This is a genomic window from Bartonella sp. HY328 (assembly GCF_025449335.1).
In the GTDB taxonomy this organism is placed as follows: Bacteria; Pseudomonadota; Alphaproteobacteria; order Rhizobiales; family Rhizobiaceae; genus HY038.
In genome coordinates this window covers 2,573,261-2,592,680 of sequence record NZ_CP104883.1, presented here as the reverse complement: position 1 = coordinate 2,592,680, position 19,420 = coordinate 2,573,261, and the positions used below count along the sequence as shown (strand labels likewise).

At 40.8% G+C, this 19,420-nt stretch carries 19 protein-coding genes, 1 tRNA gene, 1 pseudogene and 1 riboswitch; of the genes and pseudogenes, 18 read left to right on the top strand and 3 right to left on the bottom strand.

Features of this window, described 5'->3' with window-relative positions; translation table 11 throughout:
• From N5852_RS11100 to N5852_RS11060, 9 genes and pseudogenes are all read left to right on the top strand, one after another.
• Window positions 1-2,805: a phage tail protein gene (locus N5852_RS11100; protein ID WP_262097851.1), complete on the top strand. Its 2,805-nt coding sequence runs from the start codon at window positions 1-3 to the stop codon at window positions 2,803-2,805.
• A 7-nt stretch (window positions 2,806-2,812) separates the two neighbouring features.
• Window positions 2,813-3,139, top strand: a complete 327-nt coding sequence (locus tag N5852_RS11095; protein WP_262097850.1) for a hypothetical protein — start codon at window positions 2,813-2,815, stop codon at window positions 3,137-3,139.
• Entirely contained in the window at window positions 3,139-3,882 is a 744-nt protein-coding gene (locus N5852_RS11090; RefSeq protein ID WP_262097849.1) for a hypothetical protein, read from the top strand. Before N5852_RS11095 ends, N5852_RS11090 begins: the two co-directional genes overlap by 1 nt.
• A gap of 12 nt (window positions 3,883-3,894) precedes the next feature.
• A complete protein-coding gene (locus tag N5852_RS11085) occupies window positions 3,895-4,161 on the top strand; it encodes a hypothetical protein (RefSeq protein ID WP_262097848.1) in 267 nt (88 codons plus the stop codon).
• Entirely contained in the window at window positions 4,151-5,353 is a 1,203-nt protein-coding gene (locus tag N5852_RS11080) for a phage tail protein (protein ID WP_262097847.1), read from the top strand. Before N5852_RS11085 ends, N5852_RS11080 begins: the two co-directional genes overlap by 11 nt.
• A 7-nt stretch (window positions 5,354-5,360) precedes the next feature.
• Window positions 5,361-5,957, top strand: a complete 597-nt coding sequence (locus tag N5852_RS11075) for a hypothetical protein (RefSeq protein ID WP_262097846.1) — start codon at window positions 5,361-5,363, stop codon at window positions 5,955-5,957.
• 65 nt (window positions 5,958-6,022) lie between these two features.
• A pseudogene (locus tag N5852_RS11070) lies at window positions 6,023-6,688 on the top strand (lysozyme).
• Window positions 6,689-6,943 carry a hypothetical protein gene (locus N5852_RS11065; protein ID WP_262097845.1) on the top strand — a complete coding sequence of 85 codons (255 nt, stop codon included), beginning with the start codon at window positions 6,689-6,691 and terminating at the stop codon, window positions 6,941-6,943. It abuts the pseudogene before it with no gap.
• Window positions 6,944-7,030: 87 nt separating this feature from the next.
• On the top strand, window positions 7,031-7,354 hold the full coding sequence (locus N5852_RS11060) for a hypothetical protein (RefSeq protein ID WP_262097844.1): 324 nt from the start codon (window positions 7,031-7,033) through the stop codon (window positions 7,352-7,354).
• Between the two features lie 756 nt (window positions 7,355-8,110).
• Here N5852_RS11060 and N5852_RS11055 read toward each other — a convergent pair.
• Together N5852_RS11055 and N5852_RS11050 are read right to left on the bottom strand one after the other, a co-directional pair.
• On the bottom strand, window positions 8,111-8,434 hold the full coding sequence (locus N5852_RS11055; RefSeq protein WP_262097843.1) for a hypothetical protein: 324 nt from the start codon (window positions 8,432-8,434) through the stop codon (window positions 8,111-8,113).
• 816 nt (window positions 8,435-9,250) lie between these two features.
• Window positions 9,251-9,341, bottom strand: a tRNA-Ser gene (locus N5852_RS11050).
• A gap of 502 nt (window positions 9,342-9,843) precedes the next feature.
• On the opposite strand from N5852_RS11050, the gene N5852_RS11045 reads away from it, so the two are divergent.
• The 9 genes from N5852_RS11045 to N5852_RS11005 all read left to right on the top strand — a co-directional run bounded on the left by N5852_RS11045 (window position 9,844) and on the right by N5852_RS11005 (window position 18,719).
• The gene (locus N5852_RS11045) at window positions 9,844-11,133 is read left to right on the top strand and encodes a porin (protein ID WP_262097842.1); all 1,290 of its coding nucleotides are present in this window, start codon (window positions 9,844-9,846) and stop codon (window positions 11,131-11,133) included.
• 829 nt (window positions 11,134-11,962) lie between these two features.
• On the top strand, window positions 11,963-13,252 hold the full coding sequence (locus N5852_RS11040; RefSeq protein WP_262097841.1) for a porin: 1,290 nt from the start codon (window positions 11,963-11,965) through the stop codon (window positions 13,250-13,252).
• 310 nt (window positions 13,253-13,562) lie between these two features.
• Window positions 13,563-14,684, top strand: coding sequence for an aminotransferase class I/II-fold pyridoxal phosphate-dependent enzyme (locus N5852_RS11035; RefSeq protein ID WP_262097840.1), 1,122 nt, complete (start codon window positions 13,563-13,565; stop codon window positions 14,682-14,684).
• Window positions 14,681-15,064: a DUF423 domain-containing protein gene (locus N5852_RS11030; protein ID WP_262097839.1), complete on the top strand. Its 384-nt coding sequence runs from the start codon at window positions 14,681-14,683 to the stop codon at window positions 15,062-15,064. Before N5852_RS11035 ends, N5852_RS11030 begins: the two co-directional genes overlap by 4 nt.
• 54 nt (window positions 15,065-15,118) lie before the next feature.
• Window positions 15,119-15,235, top strand: a riboswitch (TPP riboswitch).
• Between the two features lie 127 nt (window positions 15,236-15,362).
• Entirely contained in the window at window positions 15,363-16,325 is a 963-nt protein-coding gene (gene thiO, locus N5852_RS11025) for a glycine oxidase ThiO (RefSeq protein WP_262097838.1), read from the top strand.
• A 64-nt stretch (window positions 16,326-16,389) separates the two neighbouring features.
• Window positions 16,390-16,587, top strand: a complete 198-nt coding sequence (gene thiS / locus N5852_RS11020; protein WP_262097837.1) for a sulfur carrier protein ThiS — start codon at window positions 16,390-16,392, stop codon at window positions 16,585-16,587.
• Window position 16,588: 1 nt separating this feature from the next.
• Window positions 16,589-17,362 carry a thiazole synthase gene (locus N5852_RS11015; RefSeq protein WP_262097836.1) on the top strand — a complete coding sequence of 258 codons (774 nt, stop codon included), beginning with the start codon at window positions 16,589-16,591 and terminating at the stop codon, window positions 17,360-17,362.
• Window positions 17,359-17,967, top strand: coding sequence for a thiamine phosphate synthase (locus tag N5852_RS11010; protein WP_262097835.1), 609 nt, complete (start codon window positions 17,359-17,361; stop codon window positions 17,965-17,967). The genes N5852_RS11015 and N5852_RS11010 overlap by 4 nt, the downstream gene beginning before the upstream one ends.
• The gene (locus N5852_RS11005; protein WP_262097834.1) at window positions 17,964-18,719 is read left to right on the top strand and encodes a hydroxymethylpyrimidine/phosphomethylpyrimidine kinase; all 756 of its coding nucleotides are present in this window, start codon (window positions 17,964-17,966) and stop codon (window positions 18,717-18,719) included. The genes N5852_RS11010 and N5852_RS11005 overlap by 4 nt, the downstream gene beginning before the upstream one ends.
• Before the next feature lie 22 nt (window positions 18,720-18,741).
• On the opposite strand, the gene N5852_RS11000 is transcribed toward N5852_RS11005, so the two are convergent.
• Window positions 18,742-19,149 carry a SpoIIAA family protein gene (locus N5852_RS11000; protein WP_262097833.1) on the bottom strand — a complete coding sequence of 136 codons (408 nt, stop codon included), beginning with the start codon at window positions 19,147-19,149 and terminating at the stop codon, window positions 18,742-18,744.
• Window positions 19,150-19,420: the final 271 nt, after the last annotated feature.

Below are 19,420 nucleotides of genomic sequence, written 5' to 3'. Positions count from 1 at the left end.
ATGGCTTTTTTTAGTGGCTTGGCTGCTACTGCTGGTTGGCTATGGGCTGGCCTTGGCGGTGCGCTTGTTCGTGCAGCTATTGGCGTAGGTTTGAGCTTACTAGGTAATCAACTTAGCAAGAAGAAGCAAAGTAAAACGCAAACTTATGAAAACGGCGTTAAAGGCACTTTGCAAGGCGGCGGCGATATTGCACGGTCTTTCATCATGGGGCGCACTGTTACGGCTGGATCGCTGATTTATGCAAATACTTGGGGCGGCGATAAAGAAACACCAAACGCTTTTTTAACACAAGTTATCGCAATATCAGATATGCCGGTTCAAGGCATTACTGCAATGTGGGTGGATGGCAACCCAGTTACTATTGATAATGACTCAACTTATCTTGGTTTTGGGCATCCAATTAAAGAATATAACAACAAGCTCTGGATTCATTTCCATGATGGCAATCAGACCGTAGCCAATTCAATGCTCACCGGCGTTATCGGCTCTTTCAATAACCGTTCTTATGCAAATAGCCGTATTGGTCGCGGCATGGCCTATGTGGTTATTACAGCGCAAGCCGATGCTAAGATATTTTCTGGCACGCCATCATTCAAGTTTGAAGTTGAGGGATTAAAACTCTATGATCCGTCAAAAGATAGTTCTATTGGTGGTAATGGCTCACACCGTTTAGCCGACCAAAGCACATGGGGCGGTGATGGCGATCATTTACCAGCCGTTCAAATCTATAATCTATTGCTTGGTATTTACCGCAAAAACAGCCTTAACCAAAAAAAATGGTTTTATGGCTTTCAAAATATGTCACAGGTGCGCTTGCCAAACGACAATTGGATCAAGGCGGTTAATTTTTGTCGTGAACAGGTTCAAGGGCCAAGTGGTTTGGAGCCACGTTTTTTATCGGGTCTTGAGGTTTCGGTTGACGCAGAAAACCTAGAAACATTAGACGCACTAAGGGCGGCATGTAATGCGGATTTGATTGATACAGGCGGGCAATATCGCATTGTATTTGCCGAGCCAGACACGCCAGTCATGGCTTTTACAGATGGCGATATTATCAGCGATGATGCACAGCAATATATTCCATTTCACTCAATTGATAGTTCAATCAATGGTATTACCGCAAGTTACCCAGAGCCAGAGGAAGGATGGAACAGCAAAGTAGCAACACCAGTCTATAGTGATATATTTGAAGATCAAGACGGTGGCAGGCGTTTATTATCTGATATTAAGCTAACAGCAGTTTATAGATGGTCTCAAGTTCAAAGGCTTATGCAATCCAGCCTTAAAGCTGCAAGACGTGAGCGCAAGCACGTTTTAACGCTTCCATACAAGTATAGCACGATTGAATGTGGCGATATTATCGTTTGGACTTCAAAGCGTAATTTCTACAGCAATAAGCAATTCCGCGTTGATGATATTGTCAGGCAAATTGGTCAAAACATAACAATAACCATATCTGAGGTTGATCCAAATGATTTTGCCATACCCGATAATTATGTTCAACCAACATTTACGCCAACTTTAAGCCCTAGACCAGTAGCACAACCTATTGTTGGCTGGTATGCAGAACCGTCTGAAATTCTTGATAATTCAAACAATGCAAGACGGCCAGCTATTAAACTTCATTGGGATGGCAACCAAGTTGATATTTGGGGCATACAATATGAAGTTGTTTTAACTGTTAATAGCACACCAGTTGCAAGTGGTCGAATTGATGAATATGAGGTTGGCGTTGCGCTTATTGCTCACCAAGCTATCTTGCCTAATACAACATATTATGTTCGCGGTCGCTATATTGGTTCGCCTAATCGTGACACGCTATGGTCTGAATGGCTTGTGGTCAAAACGGCAAATATTCGGTTGTCTGATTTAGATGTTTACTTTGGCATTGATATAGCTGAAATCAATAAAAAAATTGATGGTCAGTTAAAATGGTTAGCAGATGGCCAAGAATACATTTACCAAAACATTGAACGAATGGATAAACTTGTTGCGGATATGGTCACAGACCAATATTCGCAGGTTCAGGTTTTAAAACGTGAGATCAATTCAACCGTTGGTAATGTAAGAGCCGGCTATCGCGAGGAAATATCAGTCGTTGCAAATCAAATGCAAGCAGTGGCACTTAAAACGGAAGAATTAAGCGCAAGCGTTGCGAATGTAGATGCTAAATTTACAGAACGCACTATTGCTTTAGCAAATGATGTTGAAGCTTGGGCCAATCGCACAACCACTATTGAAAGCAAAATTAACGATCCAGGCACGGGCTTACAAGCCAATGCAACGGCTATCAGTTCAGTTGATACAAAGGTAACTAATGTTGATGGGCGTTTAACAGCCGTTTCTAATCGGGTTGACACTACACAGGCGCAAGTCGGCAATGTTTCAGCTAATGGCTTATTCCGCGTAACAACCGAAGTTAATAATGTCGGTGGCAGTTCAAGGATAGGGTTGTCGGCGGCAGTAACTACAGGAAGCGTAACCAAAAAATCTGCTTTATTCATCACGGCAGATAGCAATGATGTAAGTTACATTCAAGCAGTTGCAGATAGGTTCATTTTGACCAGTGAAGGTTATAGCGAATTTCCTTTCATCTTTGCAGAAGGCAAGTTGCGACTTAATGCAGCAGATATTGGCAGGGTTCAAGCTGGTGAAATCAATATTAATAATCGGTTTTCAGTTTCACGGTCGGGTGAAGTGATTATTCGCAGTTCAGAAAACGGGGCGCGGCTAGTTATGAACAACAGTCAAGTGCTTGTTTATGATGGCAACAACACTTTGCGCGTTCAATTAGGTTTATGGTAGGTGAATAATGGGTCAGGGATTAAGATTATTTAACGAAAACGGGCAAATATATTTTGACACCGATATGCAGCCGTGCCGAACACTAGGTAGCCTTTACACCAAAGGCTGGCCCGATAGCGGGCAACTACATATTCCCGAATTTTCAACTGGCAACCCTTGGGTTATTGGAGATATAAATTGGGATGATATGTTTTTAAAAAATGGCAACACAAATTCTATTATTTTTGCAAGCGTTTGGGTGGAGGGTGAATATTTAAAATGGCAATGGGTAGGCGGTAGTAATCGGATCGGCGATAATTATGCTTCATATATTTTATATGGGGTATATCATTAATGGCAGTCGGCTTAAAAGTTTTTAATGATAATAATGTTGTGCAAATTGATGATAGTTACAGAAATTATGTTCTAGTGCAAAAGGGAACGGGGGCAAGCCCTTCCATGATCGACCGAGCTACAGATCTTTACATACAGTCAGATGAACAATTGTTGGTAGTAGTAAGATCAGATTCAGGCGCAACTATAGTGCAAAATGGGAAAAGAAACGGTGTTTGGCATTACATTGTGAATACATGGAATCCAATGGAAACATTTTATTGGTATGCTTTTGGTAAAAATTACCCAACGCCACAAGATCAATTTGGTTTGCGCGTTTTTAATGCTTCAGGCGAATTGATGTATCATTCAGCTTTAAAGCCGCTTTCTATAGTAGCGGCGGTAAGTCGTATTCTTCCTATCAGTAGTCTGGAAATTGATGCAACACCAGTTCAACAATTACCAGACCACCCCACATGGATACCAGAAAGCATAACAGTGCCACTAAAAGCAGGGAGGACTTACGCTGCTCTTGCTTTATCTGTTGGAAGCATAACTATAAGATACAAGCAAAACAACACAGCAACATCAGATATTTACGTATATACGCCACGCAATACCGGGAGCGGTTTAATTTTAGATGCTGCAAAATGGTTCACAATGCCAGGACAAAATCCGGTTTATAAGGGACAATATGGTTGGAGTACAGTAAGACGGCAATACAACGAAATGTTTTATTGGATCATTGATATAACAGGGCTTTAAGGAAAAAATAACATGGATAACAATAAAATAACCGTGCCTTACGAGGTGGCGGCTAGCGAAGCTATGGCCGAAAGCGCATTTTTTCGCAATCGTAATTTAGTAGCAGCAACCAATTTGCACAATACACAACTTGCAGTTGAGGATTTACAACAAGAAGTTGAAAAACTTAAATCTGAAAACGCCTTAAAGCAAGCAGAGATTGACAGGCTAACGGCACGAATAAACGCGCCACAAATGCCAGCAATCATTGATGATGACGAGGTGACTAATGGCGAATAATATTAACTATAGGTTTGGCGCAAGGCCAGACTATACAGTTGGCAATATTGTCTTAACGGCAGGATCAAAAGATTTTACCGTGACTAATGGCGCCGATTTGCAAGCTGTAAATATTTTACCTGGCTTTACAATACATCATAGCAATGGCATGGTGTTGCCCATAGCGGAAGTTACAAGCGCAACAAGCGGTAAATTGTTCTTTGATTGCCCAGATAGTGCGGCAGGAACAATTGAAACATTCATACGCTATCAACCAGATGGATCAAGCTTATCGGCAGCCGTTCGCGACTTTCTGTCTAAGATTAATTCAGGCTTGCTATCGTCTATTTCTTCTTTGTCAATGACCAAAGGCATGGGGATTATTGGCGATGATATTGATGGTACAGTTACATTATTTGATTTTTCTAATTTGCAGAAAATTGCAGATTTAACGCTTGCTGAAAATCAAATTATTGTAGGTGATGCAGATAATAAAATTAAAGCGGTTGACCTTGATTCTGATAATGTCAAGCAAGGTTCCACTAATCTATTTTTGACAAGTTCAGAACGAAAAGCAATTCAAGATTTGCGCAATTCTGATAACATCACAGAGGGTACGAAACATTTATTTTTGACGGCAAGTGAACGATCGCAAATAGCTGCAAGTATAAAGTCGCAAAGCAATAATGTTGGCATGACGGCTCCATTTGCCCTAGCTAAAGCACCAGACGATTGGTTAGAGGCAAATGGACAGCTTATCAATAGAGCTGATGCGCCTTTGCTTTGGGCTGTAGTTCAAAAATATGGTGGCGCAGTAAGTGAGGCGGATTGGACATCTAAATCTGGTGCTTATTCAACTGGTGACGGCTCAACAACTTTTCGTTTACCATATTTGTGCGGGGAATTTATTCGCGGCTTAGATAATGGGCGCGGCCTTGATAATGGCCGCACGCTTGGATCAGTACAAGGCGATGCAATAAGGAATATTACAGGTAATTTCACTATTCATGGTAGCGAAAATGGTTCGCCTATCTATACTACTTCCGGTGCGTTTAGCGGTTCGCAGTTAGGGAATTATTCAAACACTAATCCGCAAGGTAATGCCGCAACTTCAATCGCTAACCCCAGTTTTGATGCTTCTCGTGTCGTCCCTACAGCAAATGAAAACCGTCCACGAAATGTCGCGCTATTAATGTGCATTCGTTATCAATGAGGCAAAAATGACCGCACCTTTAATATATAATTATTCAAATATTACATATGAGTTTTTGGCGGTAGGCCAAGCGAAACAATCGCCATTTAGAGAAAATGAATGGTCTTACCCAGCATTCTGCACATTGATAGCACCGCCAGAAACTGGCAAAAATCAAACGGCAGTGTTTAACCGAACGCCAGATAATATGATGCATGGTGAATGGGTTATCGTACCAGATCATCGCGGTGAAACATGGTACACAGAAAGCGGCGAAAGCGTCACTATTAAAGAGCTTGGCGATCCAACTATAGACGGCTTATTGCAAGAAAAGCCACCAGAGCCAGAAAAGCCGATTATTTACCCATCATTAACAGCACGTCAATTTTGGCAAGCTGCGCTTGTTATTGGCGTAACAGAGGAACAATTGGTTGTTGCTATCACAACAGAGGGCAGCCCACTTTATATAGCCGATGAAACCGAGCGTAACGAGGTTAAAATTGATATTACAAAAGCAACCAGCTTTAACCGAGATTTTCCGCTTGTGAATAACCTTGCGGCAATCAATAACATTAGTGAAAGTCAGTTAAACGATCTGTGGTTATGGGCTTCGCGGCTTGAATAATTAAATGTAAATTTTGAAATACATACCGCTAATTGGCGGTTTTTTTTATGCGCAAAGGAAAACGAATGACACGCAAAATCAATCAAGACGGCTTAAACCATATCAAGCAATGGGAAGGCTTACGAACAAAGGCTTATTTAGACAGCGCAAAGGTTTGGACTATCGGCTATGGTCACACAAGCATGGCGGGTGATCCTTATCTGCGGCAAGGCATGGTTATCACTGAAAAGGAAGCCGAGAAAATCCTTGCTAATGATTTGACGTAATATGAGCAAGCAGTTGAACAATCGGTTGAGGTTAAATTACACGACAACCAATTCGCAGCTCTTGTTTCATTTACCTATAATGTTGGTGTTATGGCATTTAAAAAATCGACATTGCTTAAAAAGCTCAATAATGGCGACTATGACGCAGTGCCAGCCGAGTTGATGAAATGGGTCAAGGCAGGCGGAAAACGCTTGCAAGGGCTTGTTAATCGCCGTTCAGCCGAGGGCAGCTTATGGGTTAAGGGTGAATTTGTTTCATCTAATTATGTGAAGCCACAAGCTGTTAAAGACAATCCTTTAATTAAACCAGAGGTGATCGCGCCTATCGTTGGTGCAGCATCAGGGTTAACAGGCTTTGCAAGTGGTCACGGACCTTTTAAATGGGGCTTAGCGGCAATTATGGTTATTGGTGCAATCGTTGGTGCATTTTATTTCATTAAGAGAACAAAAAGCGAGAACACTTAAATGACGTGGCGTTACAAAATTGGCGTTTTGATTGCCGTTATCACCATCGCTGCATCAATCGGCTTCATTTATGGGCGTGAGCATGAAGAAGAGGCTGCACTCAAATCAGCCGTTAAAGCCTATCAAACAGCAAATGAGATCCAATATGAAGTTAATAGCTATAGCAATTATGCTTTGTGCCTTGCCATTGGTGGGATGCCAGACAAATGCAAAGTTTTCTTGCGCAGGGTGGACAAAACCACCAGCGATAAATGAGCCAGTGCAATTAATCCAAACCGAACCGCTTTTGAGTAAGTGGGTATTATCAACAGACCGCTTTGGTCAAAAGCAAAGGTGCTGGAAGTGACAGAATCACATGACCGCGCCATTGGGCTTATTGAGGGCAAATTAGACCGTCCTATTGAAGATATGGAAAGGGCGACAGAAAAGAGAGCCTTACAATATGAAAGAATTGATCGCATTGAGCGAAAACAAGATCATACAGAACGTACGGCAAAAGAAATTTTGCATCGGCTTGAAAAGGTTGAAAAGCCAGTTTCTGATTTCAACCGGTGGCGAGAGCGAGCCATTGGCGCGTTAATGCTTGTCTCTCTAATCTCTGCTTTTGTTGGTGGAACCTTGGCTTCTTATTGGGGTAAGATAATTTCAATATTTAAAGCATTTTAATCTTTTTGAAAAATTGGTTTAGGGCAGGGGTAGAATAAAAAGAAGTGCTTTTAGGTTCATTTGAACCTCATGAGGTGGTTAAAATGAGGAGATGTTCTAAACGTTCATTAAAATTTAGGCTCTATGCATCTTAGTTCGGGCCTTTCCATATAGACCAATTAATTTATAAGTCGGAGGTCGGGAGTTCAATCCTCCCTTAAAGAACCAGTTAATTTTCCTAAAAGCTGATAGTTGAGCTAGTTTATAAGAGTATAGAATTTCTTTATTGTGCAGCCTTATGCAGATATAAGCAGGCGAGTGTAGCACAAACGACACGCACGTTTTTAATTTTTCGTTTATTGGGGTAGCTCCCAGAATGATTTTGGGAAAAAATCAAAATACTTTCAAGATTGAAATTTACTTCTCCAATACAAAATCAAGGTTCCCCCAATAACATTATAGATAAGCGAAACACGCATTCACGCACCAATTTTACGTTGACATTATCTGTTAAAATCATAAACTGGTTTTTAAACATTTTCTAAACGTTTACCTAAACGGGCGTGACTTTTATCGCTATGATCAGCATCGGCAATAAGCCGGTCAATCTTGCAATTTAAACGCCGATATCGCATTCATGCGTTCCTATGATTATTTTTGCATAAAAATCCTACCGCAATGGGTGGGTTTAATTTCAAAAATTAAACATTTAAATTATAATAGACCGATTAACAATTGTATCCTTATAGATATGACAGTCTTAAGTTGCTTTGATTTTTAGCTTTTATAATTAGTAGATAGAATATTTGCACTACCTATCGCAGATAAGGAATAGCGTAACAGTTTACCATTCTCATAACTGGCATATGTAGGGCCGTATAATATTAAACCCCGTTGCGGATTCGATTTATTTTCTTTGACTTCCTGTGGTATGGTGATGTCATTCTTAAATCTTTTGACTAACATCATGCCAAGTCTTACATCCAATGCTTTTGCATCATCATACTCGTACCAAATAGACTGGTCATAATAAGTGATTTTCCGGTAATTACGCGGACTTGGCAAAGCTTTATTTGGTGCAATAATAACAAACTCCATCATACCATCACTGGTGGTTATGCTGGTCTCAACTCTTTGGCCACATTTGCTACCATTGGAATTTTTAAAGTAATCTTACCCACACTATAGACTTTAGCAGCTTTTATCCAATTTTAATTTTTAAAACGCATTCTCAACGCAAATCTTTTCAAAAGCGGTGACTGCAAGTTGATTATTAGTACTAAAAACTTTTGCGACTAATTGATTCGAAACTCGCGATGCTACGGGTGGCTGGCTACTTGCACATCCTGACAAGATAATTGCTAAAAAAACAAAAAAATGTTTTTTTGAAAAAAAATTTCAACATATTGATCCTCTTTAAGTATTTAATATGCTTAAATACTCTGATTCAGAATGCGTAAAAAAAGAAATATTTTAATTGACTATTATAAAATTGCTAATTCGAGCACCTTTGGGAGAGTTTTTATCATTAAGGTCGCATAAAGCTATTTGTTGGTGGTTAAAATTCATTCCATCTTATGTTAATTCAAGTAAGGTTGTTATTCTTATCGCCCGCCAAGCACAACGTAGATTGTCAATATATTAATTTGCAAGCTGATTATGTATAAAAGCAAATTTACTTCGTTCCGTATTAATATTTATCCCGTACTGTACAGGGGGCTCTTAGATGGTGAAGTGAGATTCCAATATTTAAAGATTATGAAAAATTCCCTTAATAAATTTAGAAAAGATTTTAATAAATGAACGGCAAGTAAGTCTGTGTGTCAGTTTTACGCCATTAGGCGTTACACCATAGAGTTCTCAAGAAAAGATTGTAAAATATCTCTATAAAAAAACATATTTAGAATATTTTATTTATGGCGGAGAGAATGGGATTCGAACCCATGAGAGCCTTTTGAGCCCTACTCCCTTAGCAGGGGAGCGCCTTCGACCACTCGGCCATCTCTCCGTGAGATGTGGTTCCAATAAACACTTATTTATACAAGTGCAAGCCCTATTTAATAAAAAACACATTTTTTTTTAAAAGGATCGATTTTGGGCGGGCTAAAATTAGAATCATCCTAAAATTTCCCTCCGCGTGTCTAACTATTCATGAATGGTAGGCTATGTTTTGACCATTATCTTGAGTCTTGATCATCTATATTTTGGTAATGCAATTGCATTATCCCCAACTGTAATTCGTTAATATATTAACATTTTCCTAACAATTTATACCGAAATTGAAGCTTTAATGACATTTTTGTGACTTTTCTGCAACAAGGGAGGTGCTACTGTTTTGATAACCGTTTCAAACTGCATTTATGGGTTGTAACAATTATTCTAGTCTGTATGTTGAAATTAAGAGGAAGGAGCGCTTCAGGGCTACTTTTTCGTTTAAGGGGATCGAGAGCTTGCTCTCAACAATTTTAAATTGCCTCGACCTATGTGAAACTTTGACTGGAGGTCATACAATGAACATTAAGAGCCTTCTTCTCGGCTCCGCTGCAGCACTTGTTGCAGTATCTGGCGCAAAAGCAGCTGATGCAGTTGTAACTTATGCTGATCCAGAGCCAGTAGAATATGTACGCGTTTGCGACGCTTATGGCGCAGGCTACTATTACATTCCTGGTACAGAAACTTGCATGCGCATTTCTGGTTATGTACGCGCTGACATTAAAGGCGGCGACAACGTTTATGCTCGTGATGTATTCGGTATTGATCGTGATACATATGCATGGCGCACACGTGCAACTCTTCGTTTCCATACAGCTTCAGAAACTGAGCTTGGCACACTTCGTACATTCGTAGAGCTTCGCTCACAATGGTCAGGTGGCGCAGAATATGGTGATGCAGCTGATAAAACTCAGCTTCGTTTTGCTTACATCGAGCTTGGTGGTCTTCGCGTAGGTATGGATGAATCAATCTTCAATCATTGGACAGGTTACTTCGGTAGTGTTATCAATGATGATGTTTTGACACCTAAAGCATATAATCGTACAAACGTAATCAGCTATACATTCAATGCAGGTAATGGCTTCTCAGCTATCATTGGTGTTGAACAGGGTAATGAAGATGATAACGATTCATCAGGTATCCGTTATAGCCGTTACTATAACGCCGCTGGTTATGCTGGTTTGAATCCTTATGAAAGTGTTCGTTCATTCGGTGGTCAGATTGATGATTATGCTCCACATGTTATTGGTGGTTTGAAATTTGCTCAGGGTTGGGGTTCACTCTCAGCTGTTGCAGCTTATGATGCACGCAACGAAGAGTGGGCTGGTAAAGTTCGCGCTGACATCAATGTTACCGATCAGTTCTCTGTTTGGGTAATGGGTGGCTATAAGTCAATGGACGATTACTATAATGACTATAGCTATGTTGAAGGCGGTCAGGCATATTGGCTTGTAGACGGTCAAGATCGTATTATCGTTCGTCGCGCTGTTACATCAACTTATGGTGACTGGGGTGGTCATTGGGCTGTTTGGACTGGCGGTAAATATCGCTTTACACCAAACACAAGCTTCAACTATCAAGCAGCTTATGATGATAGCCGTACATTTGCAGCGTCAATCAATATTTCTCACCAGATCGTTCCAGGTTTGACAATTACTCCTGAACTTTCATACATCAAGTGGGACAATAACTACGGTTATAAAGCACTTTATAGCAATTCTGGTGAATTGGTATCATACGGCGTACGTGATAGCCTTAAAGGTCAAGACGCATTCCAAGGTATGGTTCGTCTTCAGCGTTCATTCTAATCCTATCTTAGGATTAGTTTAAAATTAACCCGGTAGCTCTGCTGCCGGGTTTTTTGTATGTGTGCCTATTAATTTAAGTGACTTGGTTAGAAAAAATAGGCTATGGCTTATGGTGCTGCTAGAAAAATGATCTAAAATAATAATATTTGAATGTTCATGGTATAAGACCTTTTTTTTAAATATTTTTATTTTTTTGAAAGTTAAAAGATAGTTTTATGGCGCGCCGTTTATGAAGCCTAGAATAGGATAGCATGCAACTTGCGTCTGCTGTCTTGCATACTCGCTTAATGTTATGCGTCCTTAGGCCGATCATAATTTCCTTTATTATATGAGATGCGCCGCCATTTCCAACATTGAAGCTCCGATACTCGAAGTTTTAGATGTAGATTGTAGTTCTATTCCAAATATGTTTTCGTAAAAAAATTCCTCTTTTACCGATTGGCTTTATTACTTTACAAGGATAGAGTATGTCTCTTTAGCACAAATCTATTAAACTATAAGAATATGTCAGGTGAAATTGCTTTAATCGTGCTGGTTGAGCTTTGGATTGCAAAATCTGCTGCTTTAGAGCGGTATAACTATAAATTAGCGAAACGATCTTTGGTCCGAGTATAAGGAATGTGACTATTCTGCAACAGCGTGGATTTTACTGATTTAACAATGGTTCCAAATATCAATTAGCGGTTGTGTGGTAAAAAGCTAAGCTGTATAGCTGTCGAAAGAAGAAGGAGCGCTTTGGGGCGACTTTTTCGGTTAAGGGGATCGGGAGCTTACTCTCATAATTCTAAATTGCCCCGACCTATTTAAAACTTTGACTGGAGGTCATACTATGAACATTAAGAGTCTTCTTCTTGGCTCAGCTGCAGCACTTGTTGCAGTATCTGGTGCAAAAGCAGCTGATGCAGTTGTAACTTATGCAGATCCAGAACCAGTAGAATATGTACGCGTTTGCGACGCTTATGGCGCAGGTTACTATTACATTCCTGGTACAGAAACTTGCATGCGCATTTCAGGTTATGTTCGCGCCGACATCGCAGGTGGCGACAACGTTAAAGCTCGTACACGTAATCAAATTGATCGTGACACTTATGCATGGCGCACACGTGCAACTCTTCGTTTCCATACAGCTTCAGAGACTGAGCTTGGTACACTTCGCACATTTGTAGAGCTTCGCTCACAATGGCAGGGTGGCGCAGAATATAGCAACGCTAAAGACCAGACACAACTTCGCTTTGCTTATATCGAGCTTGGTGGTCTTCGCGTAGGTATGGACGAATCAATATTTAATCATTGGACAGGTTATTACGGTCGCGTGTTGAATGATGATGTTGCTAATCCAATGGAATTTGCACGTACAAACGTTATTAGCTATACATTCAATGCAGGTAATGGGTTCTCCGCTATCTTGGGTGTTGAGCAAGGTAATGAAGATGGAGATGATTACGGTAACCGCTATCATCGTGATTATCTTGCCAATGGTGGCTATACTATCCGTGCAGACGGAAAAGTATTGGGGCAGCAGATCGATGATTATGCGCCGCATGTTATTGGTGGTTTAAAATTTGCTCAAGGTTGGGGGTCACTTTCGGCCGTTGCTGCTTATGATGCCCGTAATGAAGAGTGGGCTGGTAAAATCCGTGCAGACATTAATGTTACTGATCAATTGTCTGTTTGGGTGATGGGCGGCTATAAGTCGATGGATGACTATTATGTTGCAGATGGTTCATATGGCGTAGATGGCGTTCGTAGCTATTACAATGCTCAAAATGTTCTTACATCTAGAACAATTGGTGTTTATCGTCAAATCAATTCCATTTATGGTGATTGGGGTGGTGACTGGGCTGTCTGGACTGGTGGTACATATAAGTTCACACCAAATACCAGCTTTAACTATCAAGTATCATATGATGATGCGCGTACTTTAGCTGCGTCTATAAACGTATCACATACACTTGTTCCTGGTTTGACAATCACTCCTGAACTTACATATGTTAAGTGGAATAATAACTACGGCTTCAATTCAAGTGTTATTGACGGTACTGTTTACTCAGGTCTTCGTGATAGCATGAAGGGTCAAGATGCCTTCCAAGGTATGGTTCGCCTTCAGCGTTCATTCTAATCCTATCTTAGGATTGGTTTAAAATTAACCCGGTAGCTCTGCTGCCGGGTTTTTATTATTTTTTTTGTTTGTTGCAACTGCTATTTAGCTGGCATTAAATTTCCGTATTGTATGGCTTAGTTTAGCTTAAATAACCGAGGTCTGGCTTTTAGCGCACAAAGAATTTTTTATTTTGACGAGATATTGTAAATATATCTTTCATTATAAACTCTTTATGTATTTGATAAAGCAGAAGTGAAGTCGATATCGCTTGTTAAAATCGATCTTCATGCTAATGATTGAAGATCGTTTATAATGGGTTATTACCGATATGTCCTATCCAAAGCTATTGCCACACATTGATAATATTCCGCATGACGTTCCTTTTGTCGGGCCGGAAACATTAGAGCGGCAAATTGGCTATGGTTTTTTAGCGCGTATTGGTGCTAATGAAAGCGCATTTGGTCCAGCTCCATCAGTATTAGCGGCCGTAAAAGCCAGTATCAATGACGTTTGGCATTATGGTGATCCGACAAATTTTGAAATTCGGCAGGCATTAGCAAATTTTTACAATATTGAAATGGACAATATTGCTGTCGATGCGGGCGCAGATACGCTTTTGGGGCTCATTGTACGCCAGTTTGTTGGAAAGGGCGATAAGGTTATTAATTGTCTTGGAGGTTATCCAACCTTCAATTATCATGTGACGGCCTATGGCGGCGAAATTATTTCGGTTCCTTATTGTGACTATCGCTCTGACTTGCAAGGATTGTTAGAAGCGGCCAAAACACATCACGCAAAAATTGTCTATCTTGCTAATCCCGATAATCCGCTTGGATCTTGGCATGAGAGGGGGGGGCTTGAAAATTTTATAGATGTCCTTCCTGAAAACATATTATTAGTGCTTGATGAAGCCTATGGTGAAACGGCGCCCGAAGGCACATTACCATCTTTGCTACCGCTGCGCCCTAATGTTTTACGTGTGCGGACTTTTTCTAAAGCCTATGGTCTGGCTGGTATGCGGTTCGGTTATGTTATAGGTGATAAACATTTAATGAGTGGCTTTGATAGGATACGGGATCATTTTTCTTTATCTATTTTGACACAAAAGGCAGCATTAGCAGCTTTGCAAAATCAAGATTATTTACAAAAATCTGTCACTAAAATTATTGCGTCACGTCATCGTTTAGCCACCATTGCCATTGAATGTGGTTTTATTCCTTTGGTTTCTGCTACCAACTTTATAGCTATGGATTGCCAAAGGGGGCCTATGTTTGCGCAAAGCCTTTTGCTTCAGTTACAACGACGTGGTGTTTTTATTCGTAAGCCCGCAGCAAGCGGGTTAGATCACTTGATCAGGGTAAGTACAGCGCCCGATCATATTATTGATATTTTTGAAGAGGCCTTAAGGCCAGCGATTATTGCAAGTGAAAAAGAAGGTGAACTCGCATGATGAAACGCGTTTCAAATCGGGTGTTTTGTTTCACCGGTGGTCTTTTTGGGGCAGGCGGCATTGCATCTTATGCTGCCGCGGCTCATATACATGTTTCACAAAATAATTATGGAGCAATTGCACCTATTTTGCTTGGTCATGGCATTTTATTAGTCGCATTGGCGCTTGCTGATAAAAGGTCAATGTTCACGCGTCTTAGCGGTGCTTTGATTATGATTGGCGCATTGCTTTTTGTTGGTGATTTACTCTTTAGTCAAACGTGGGGGATTCGCTTATTTTCTTATGCGGCTCCTATTGGTGGTATGACAATGATTTTTGGTTGGTTGTTTTTTTGTTTAATGGCGTTTTTACCCGCGCCTGCACCCGAAGAACGCCGCTAGAGCTAGTTTTCTATAGCTTGACTGTTGTAAAAAATACTATAAATATTAGCTAAATGATTTCACCTGGGGAGTCCTGACAAGGGGCTGAGATATTGCTAGTTTTTACGGCGCAATGACCCATAGAACCTGATCCAGATTATGCTGGCGGAGGGATGGTAGAATGAGCTTTTGCTCTTTAAAATATATTGATTCCAAATCCATTTTTGTCCTTCGTTCTGTCATCATTGCATGGGTGATGTATTTATGGCGCCATTGTTTCACTAAGTTATAAATGGTTTAAGAGTTGGAAGGAAAAAATATGAAAATCCTGGTTAAAGGGGCAGGTGTTGGCGGTTTGGTTGTTGCTTATCAACTATTTTTAAAAGGCGCCAATATTACGATCTCTGCGCCTCTTGATAGTTTTGCTCATGCAGCAAGTTGGTACGCCGGTGGTATGCTTGCACCTTTTTGTGAGCGTGAAAGCGCGGAACAAATTGTTGAAGATTTGGGGCGGCAAGCGATGAATTGGTGGGCAGAAAATTTGCCCGATTTGGTTCAGCATAATGGCACTTTAGTTTTAACGCCAGAGCGTGATCATAGCGAACTTAATCGTTTTGCGCAGCGGACAAGTAGTCATGTTTGGGTGGGTGAAAAAGAGATCGCTGAGCTTGAAGACGATCTTGCCGGTCGCTTTAAAAAAGGGTTGTTTTTTGCCAATGAAGCAGACATTGATCCGCGCAAAGCATTGCAAGGACTGCAAGACAAATTAAAGCAAGGCGGCGTTGCCTTTATTGCACCTTTAGAAAGCGAAGAAGAAACCAAAACTTATGACGTGATTATTGATGCAACTGGCATTGCACGCATGGGTGTTGATAAGGATCTGCGCGGTGTTCGTGGTGAAATGCTACTTATACGTTGCCCTGATGTTCATTTAAAACGGCCCGTTCGACTTTTGCATCCACGTATTCCCCTTTATATTGTGCCACGCAGTAATAATACATTCATGATTGGTGCCACCATGATTGAGAGTGATTATGATGGGCCAATTAGTGCGCGTTCAATGATGGAGTTGTTAAACGCCGCCTATACATTACATCCTGCTTTTGCTGAAAGCGAAATTATTGAAACAGGTGTTGGTGTGCGTCCAGCCTATGCTGATAATTTTCCGCGAATAAGCCAAGAAGGCAACCGCCATTTTTATATAAATGGCTTTTATCGTCATGGATTTTTATTATCACCAGAAATGGCGCGTCGCGTTACCGATAGGCTATGTCTTGATTGAGTGTTTTGGGCATTCACAGCCCTTGTTTAGAACATGGGTCACGTCACTATAATTGGAGCAAATTATGCAAGTTTTTGTTAATGGCAACAAGGTTAAAACCAAAGCGCGGTTTTTAAGCGAATTGTTGACTGAGCAAGGTTTTGAAGGTGATTGGCTTGCAACTGCACAAAATTGTGAGTTGGTAAGTGCTGATGAACGCGCTTCATGCCTGATTACAGAAAATGATCGCATTGAAATTTTAAGTCCTATGCAAGGAGGTTGATATGCTAAAACTTTATAATGAAAATATATCTTCGCGTTTGCTTTTAGGCACTGCTCAATATCCTTCACCAGCAATATTGGCTGATGCTGTTCGCCAATCCAACACGGATATTGTAACTCTATCATTGCGGCGCGAGACTGTAGGGGGCAATCAAGGCGGGCAATTTTGGCAGTTAATTCGTGATCTTGGTGTAAAAATTTTGCCAAATACTGCAGGCTGTTATTCTGTTAAAGAAGCGGTTACTACTGCCAAAATGGCGCGTGATTTATTTAAAACCGATTGGATTAAGCTTGAAGTTATTGGCAATCAAGACACATTGCAGCCCAATGTATTTGCTTTGGTGGAAGCAGCAAAAATATTGGGTGACGATGGTTTTAAGGTTTTTCCCTATACCACAGATGATTTGATTGTCGGTGAAAAGCTGCTTGATGCTGGTTGCGAGGTGCTTATGCCTTGGTGTGCGCCAATAGGCTCGGCAAAGGGGCCGCGTGATTGCGATGGTTTGCGGGCTATGCGTGCGCATTTTAAGGATATTCCGCTTATTGTGGATGCTGGAATTGGGCGTCCGTCTCACGCCGCAATTGTTATGGAACTGGGATTCGATGCCGTGCTGCTTAATACGGCTGTTGCCAAGGCTGGTGATCCAGTCAAAATGGCTCGTGCGTTTAAACTCGCTATTGAAGCTGGAAGCCAAGCTTTTGAAGCACAGTTTTTAGAGCCACGCGATTTTGCATCTCCCTCCACTCCAGTTATCGGTCAGGCGGTGTTTTCATGAGATTAGATCCATTTTATCCCATATTTGATAGTGCTGATTGGTTGGAACGGCTTGTCCCTTTAGGGATTAAACTTGTGCAATTGCGCATGAAAGATCAATCAGATGATGTACTTCGTCACCATATTCAAAGATCAAAGGCAATTTGCAAAAACTATAATTGCCAATTGATTATTAATGATTATTGGCAATTGGCTATTGAGGAAAAATGCGATTTTGTCCACTTAGGGCAGGAAGATTTAAGCATTGCTAATATTGCCGCTATTCGCAGCCATGGTTTAAAATTAGGGCTATCAACCCATGATGAAGCAGAACTTGCGACTGCCCTTGCACAACAGCCAGATTATATTGCCTTGGGTCCAATCTATCCAACCATATTGAAAAAAATGAAGTGGGCACCGCAGGGGCTCGAAAAATTAAGTCGGTGGCGACAAATAATCGGGCAATTACCACTTGTTGCTATTGGCGGTTTAAATATAGATCGGCTAAAAGGTGTTTTCGCTGCAGGTTGTGATAGCGCTGCGGTGGTAACTGATATTACCTTAAATTCGGATCCCGAAGCGCGTGTCAAGGAATGGCTCGATGAAACAGCGAAGTGGCGGGTATGACTTTACCCCATGTGCTGATTATTGCTGGAAGTGATTCCTCTGGTGGTGCTGGTATTGTCCGCGATATTGAAACGGCAAATAGCCTTTTTTGCAAATCATCGGTGGCAATAACCGCAGTTACAGCGCAAACACATCAAGGTGTTGTGGCGGTTGAACCAATGTCTCCTTTGCTTATTGCCCAGCAAATAGAGGCAGCGCACACGGCCAATGTTATTAGGGCGGTTAAAATTGGTATGGTGGCAACGGTTGAAAATATTGCTACAATAGCAAATCGGCTGGCGAACATGCCCAATCAGCCTATTGTTTATGACCCAGTTTTGGTGGCAAGCTCGGGTGGCTCATTGGCTAGGCATCATCTTAAAGATGCTATTCTATCTAAGCTTCTTCCGCATATTAATCTTTTAACCCCCAATATTAGTGAATTAGCCAATTTGCTAGGCGAAGAAATGGTGAAATGCGATAGGAAGGCGATAGATCAAGCAAATAGCCTTATTGCTATGGGTGCAAAAGCAGTATTGGTAAAAGGTGGCCACCTTAATGGGATAAATGCGTGTGATTATCTCGTTACTAAGCAAGACGTCATTGAGTTTTGCCAGCCACGTTTAGTTGCACAAATGCGTGGTACGGGCTGCACTTTATCTACTGCGATTAGCTGTAATTTAGCAAAAGGCGATAGTCTTCCTCAAGCTATTGGAAAGGCGAAAGAATACCTTTATGCAAAATTGCTAAAAATAATCGACAGTAAAATATAAGCTTTACTGAGTTTTCGCGTTTTTATTCTGCTTCCTCAATCGGCTGGCTGTCAACAAAGTCCCATGCGTCTTGTATATTGCTTTCAGCAAACCACCGGAAATTGGGTGCTAAAAATGGGCTTAAAAATTTAGTTGTAAAAGACATGTAGCTAGGGCCACCAACAACAGCGCAATGATTGACTTTTGCATGTAGGTCTTTGTTCATCGAAAGTACATCGGATTTAAACAGGGCTGCCCATTCAACTTCATCACTACTGTAAAAAATAATAATGATATTGAATGTTTCATTTAATGATGCTTCAGCCTCTATAAGGCCATAGAGATTTTCAATATCCGCATCGCTCAGTGAACCTTTAATGCCAAGGGCCAAGGTTGCAGGATTATTCGTTTGAATTTTTCGAATCGGTGAAGGGGTAATATCAATTACCATAGTATTTTCCTTTCCAATAAAGCTAATTGTTTAATTTTGGATCATTTGGCCTCATGATAAATGAAAACGGCAAGATGAGCGAGTTGTATGCTGTCAATATAATGTTATCAGCTTTTCTTAGGCGGATTATAAATTAAGGTGCTTAAAATAGTCGATTCGCTAAGGCATGAACTGGATTGCAGCTTTATAGTTTTAAATATTGATGGATCTATTAGTAAAATGATAATGACTTCATTTAGGCTTTGTGGATAGTGACGTGAATGGTGGCGAA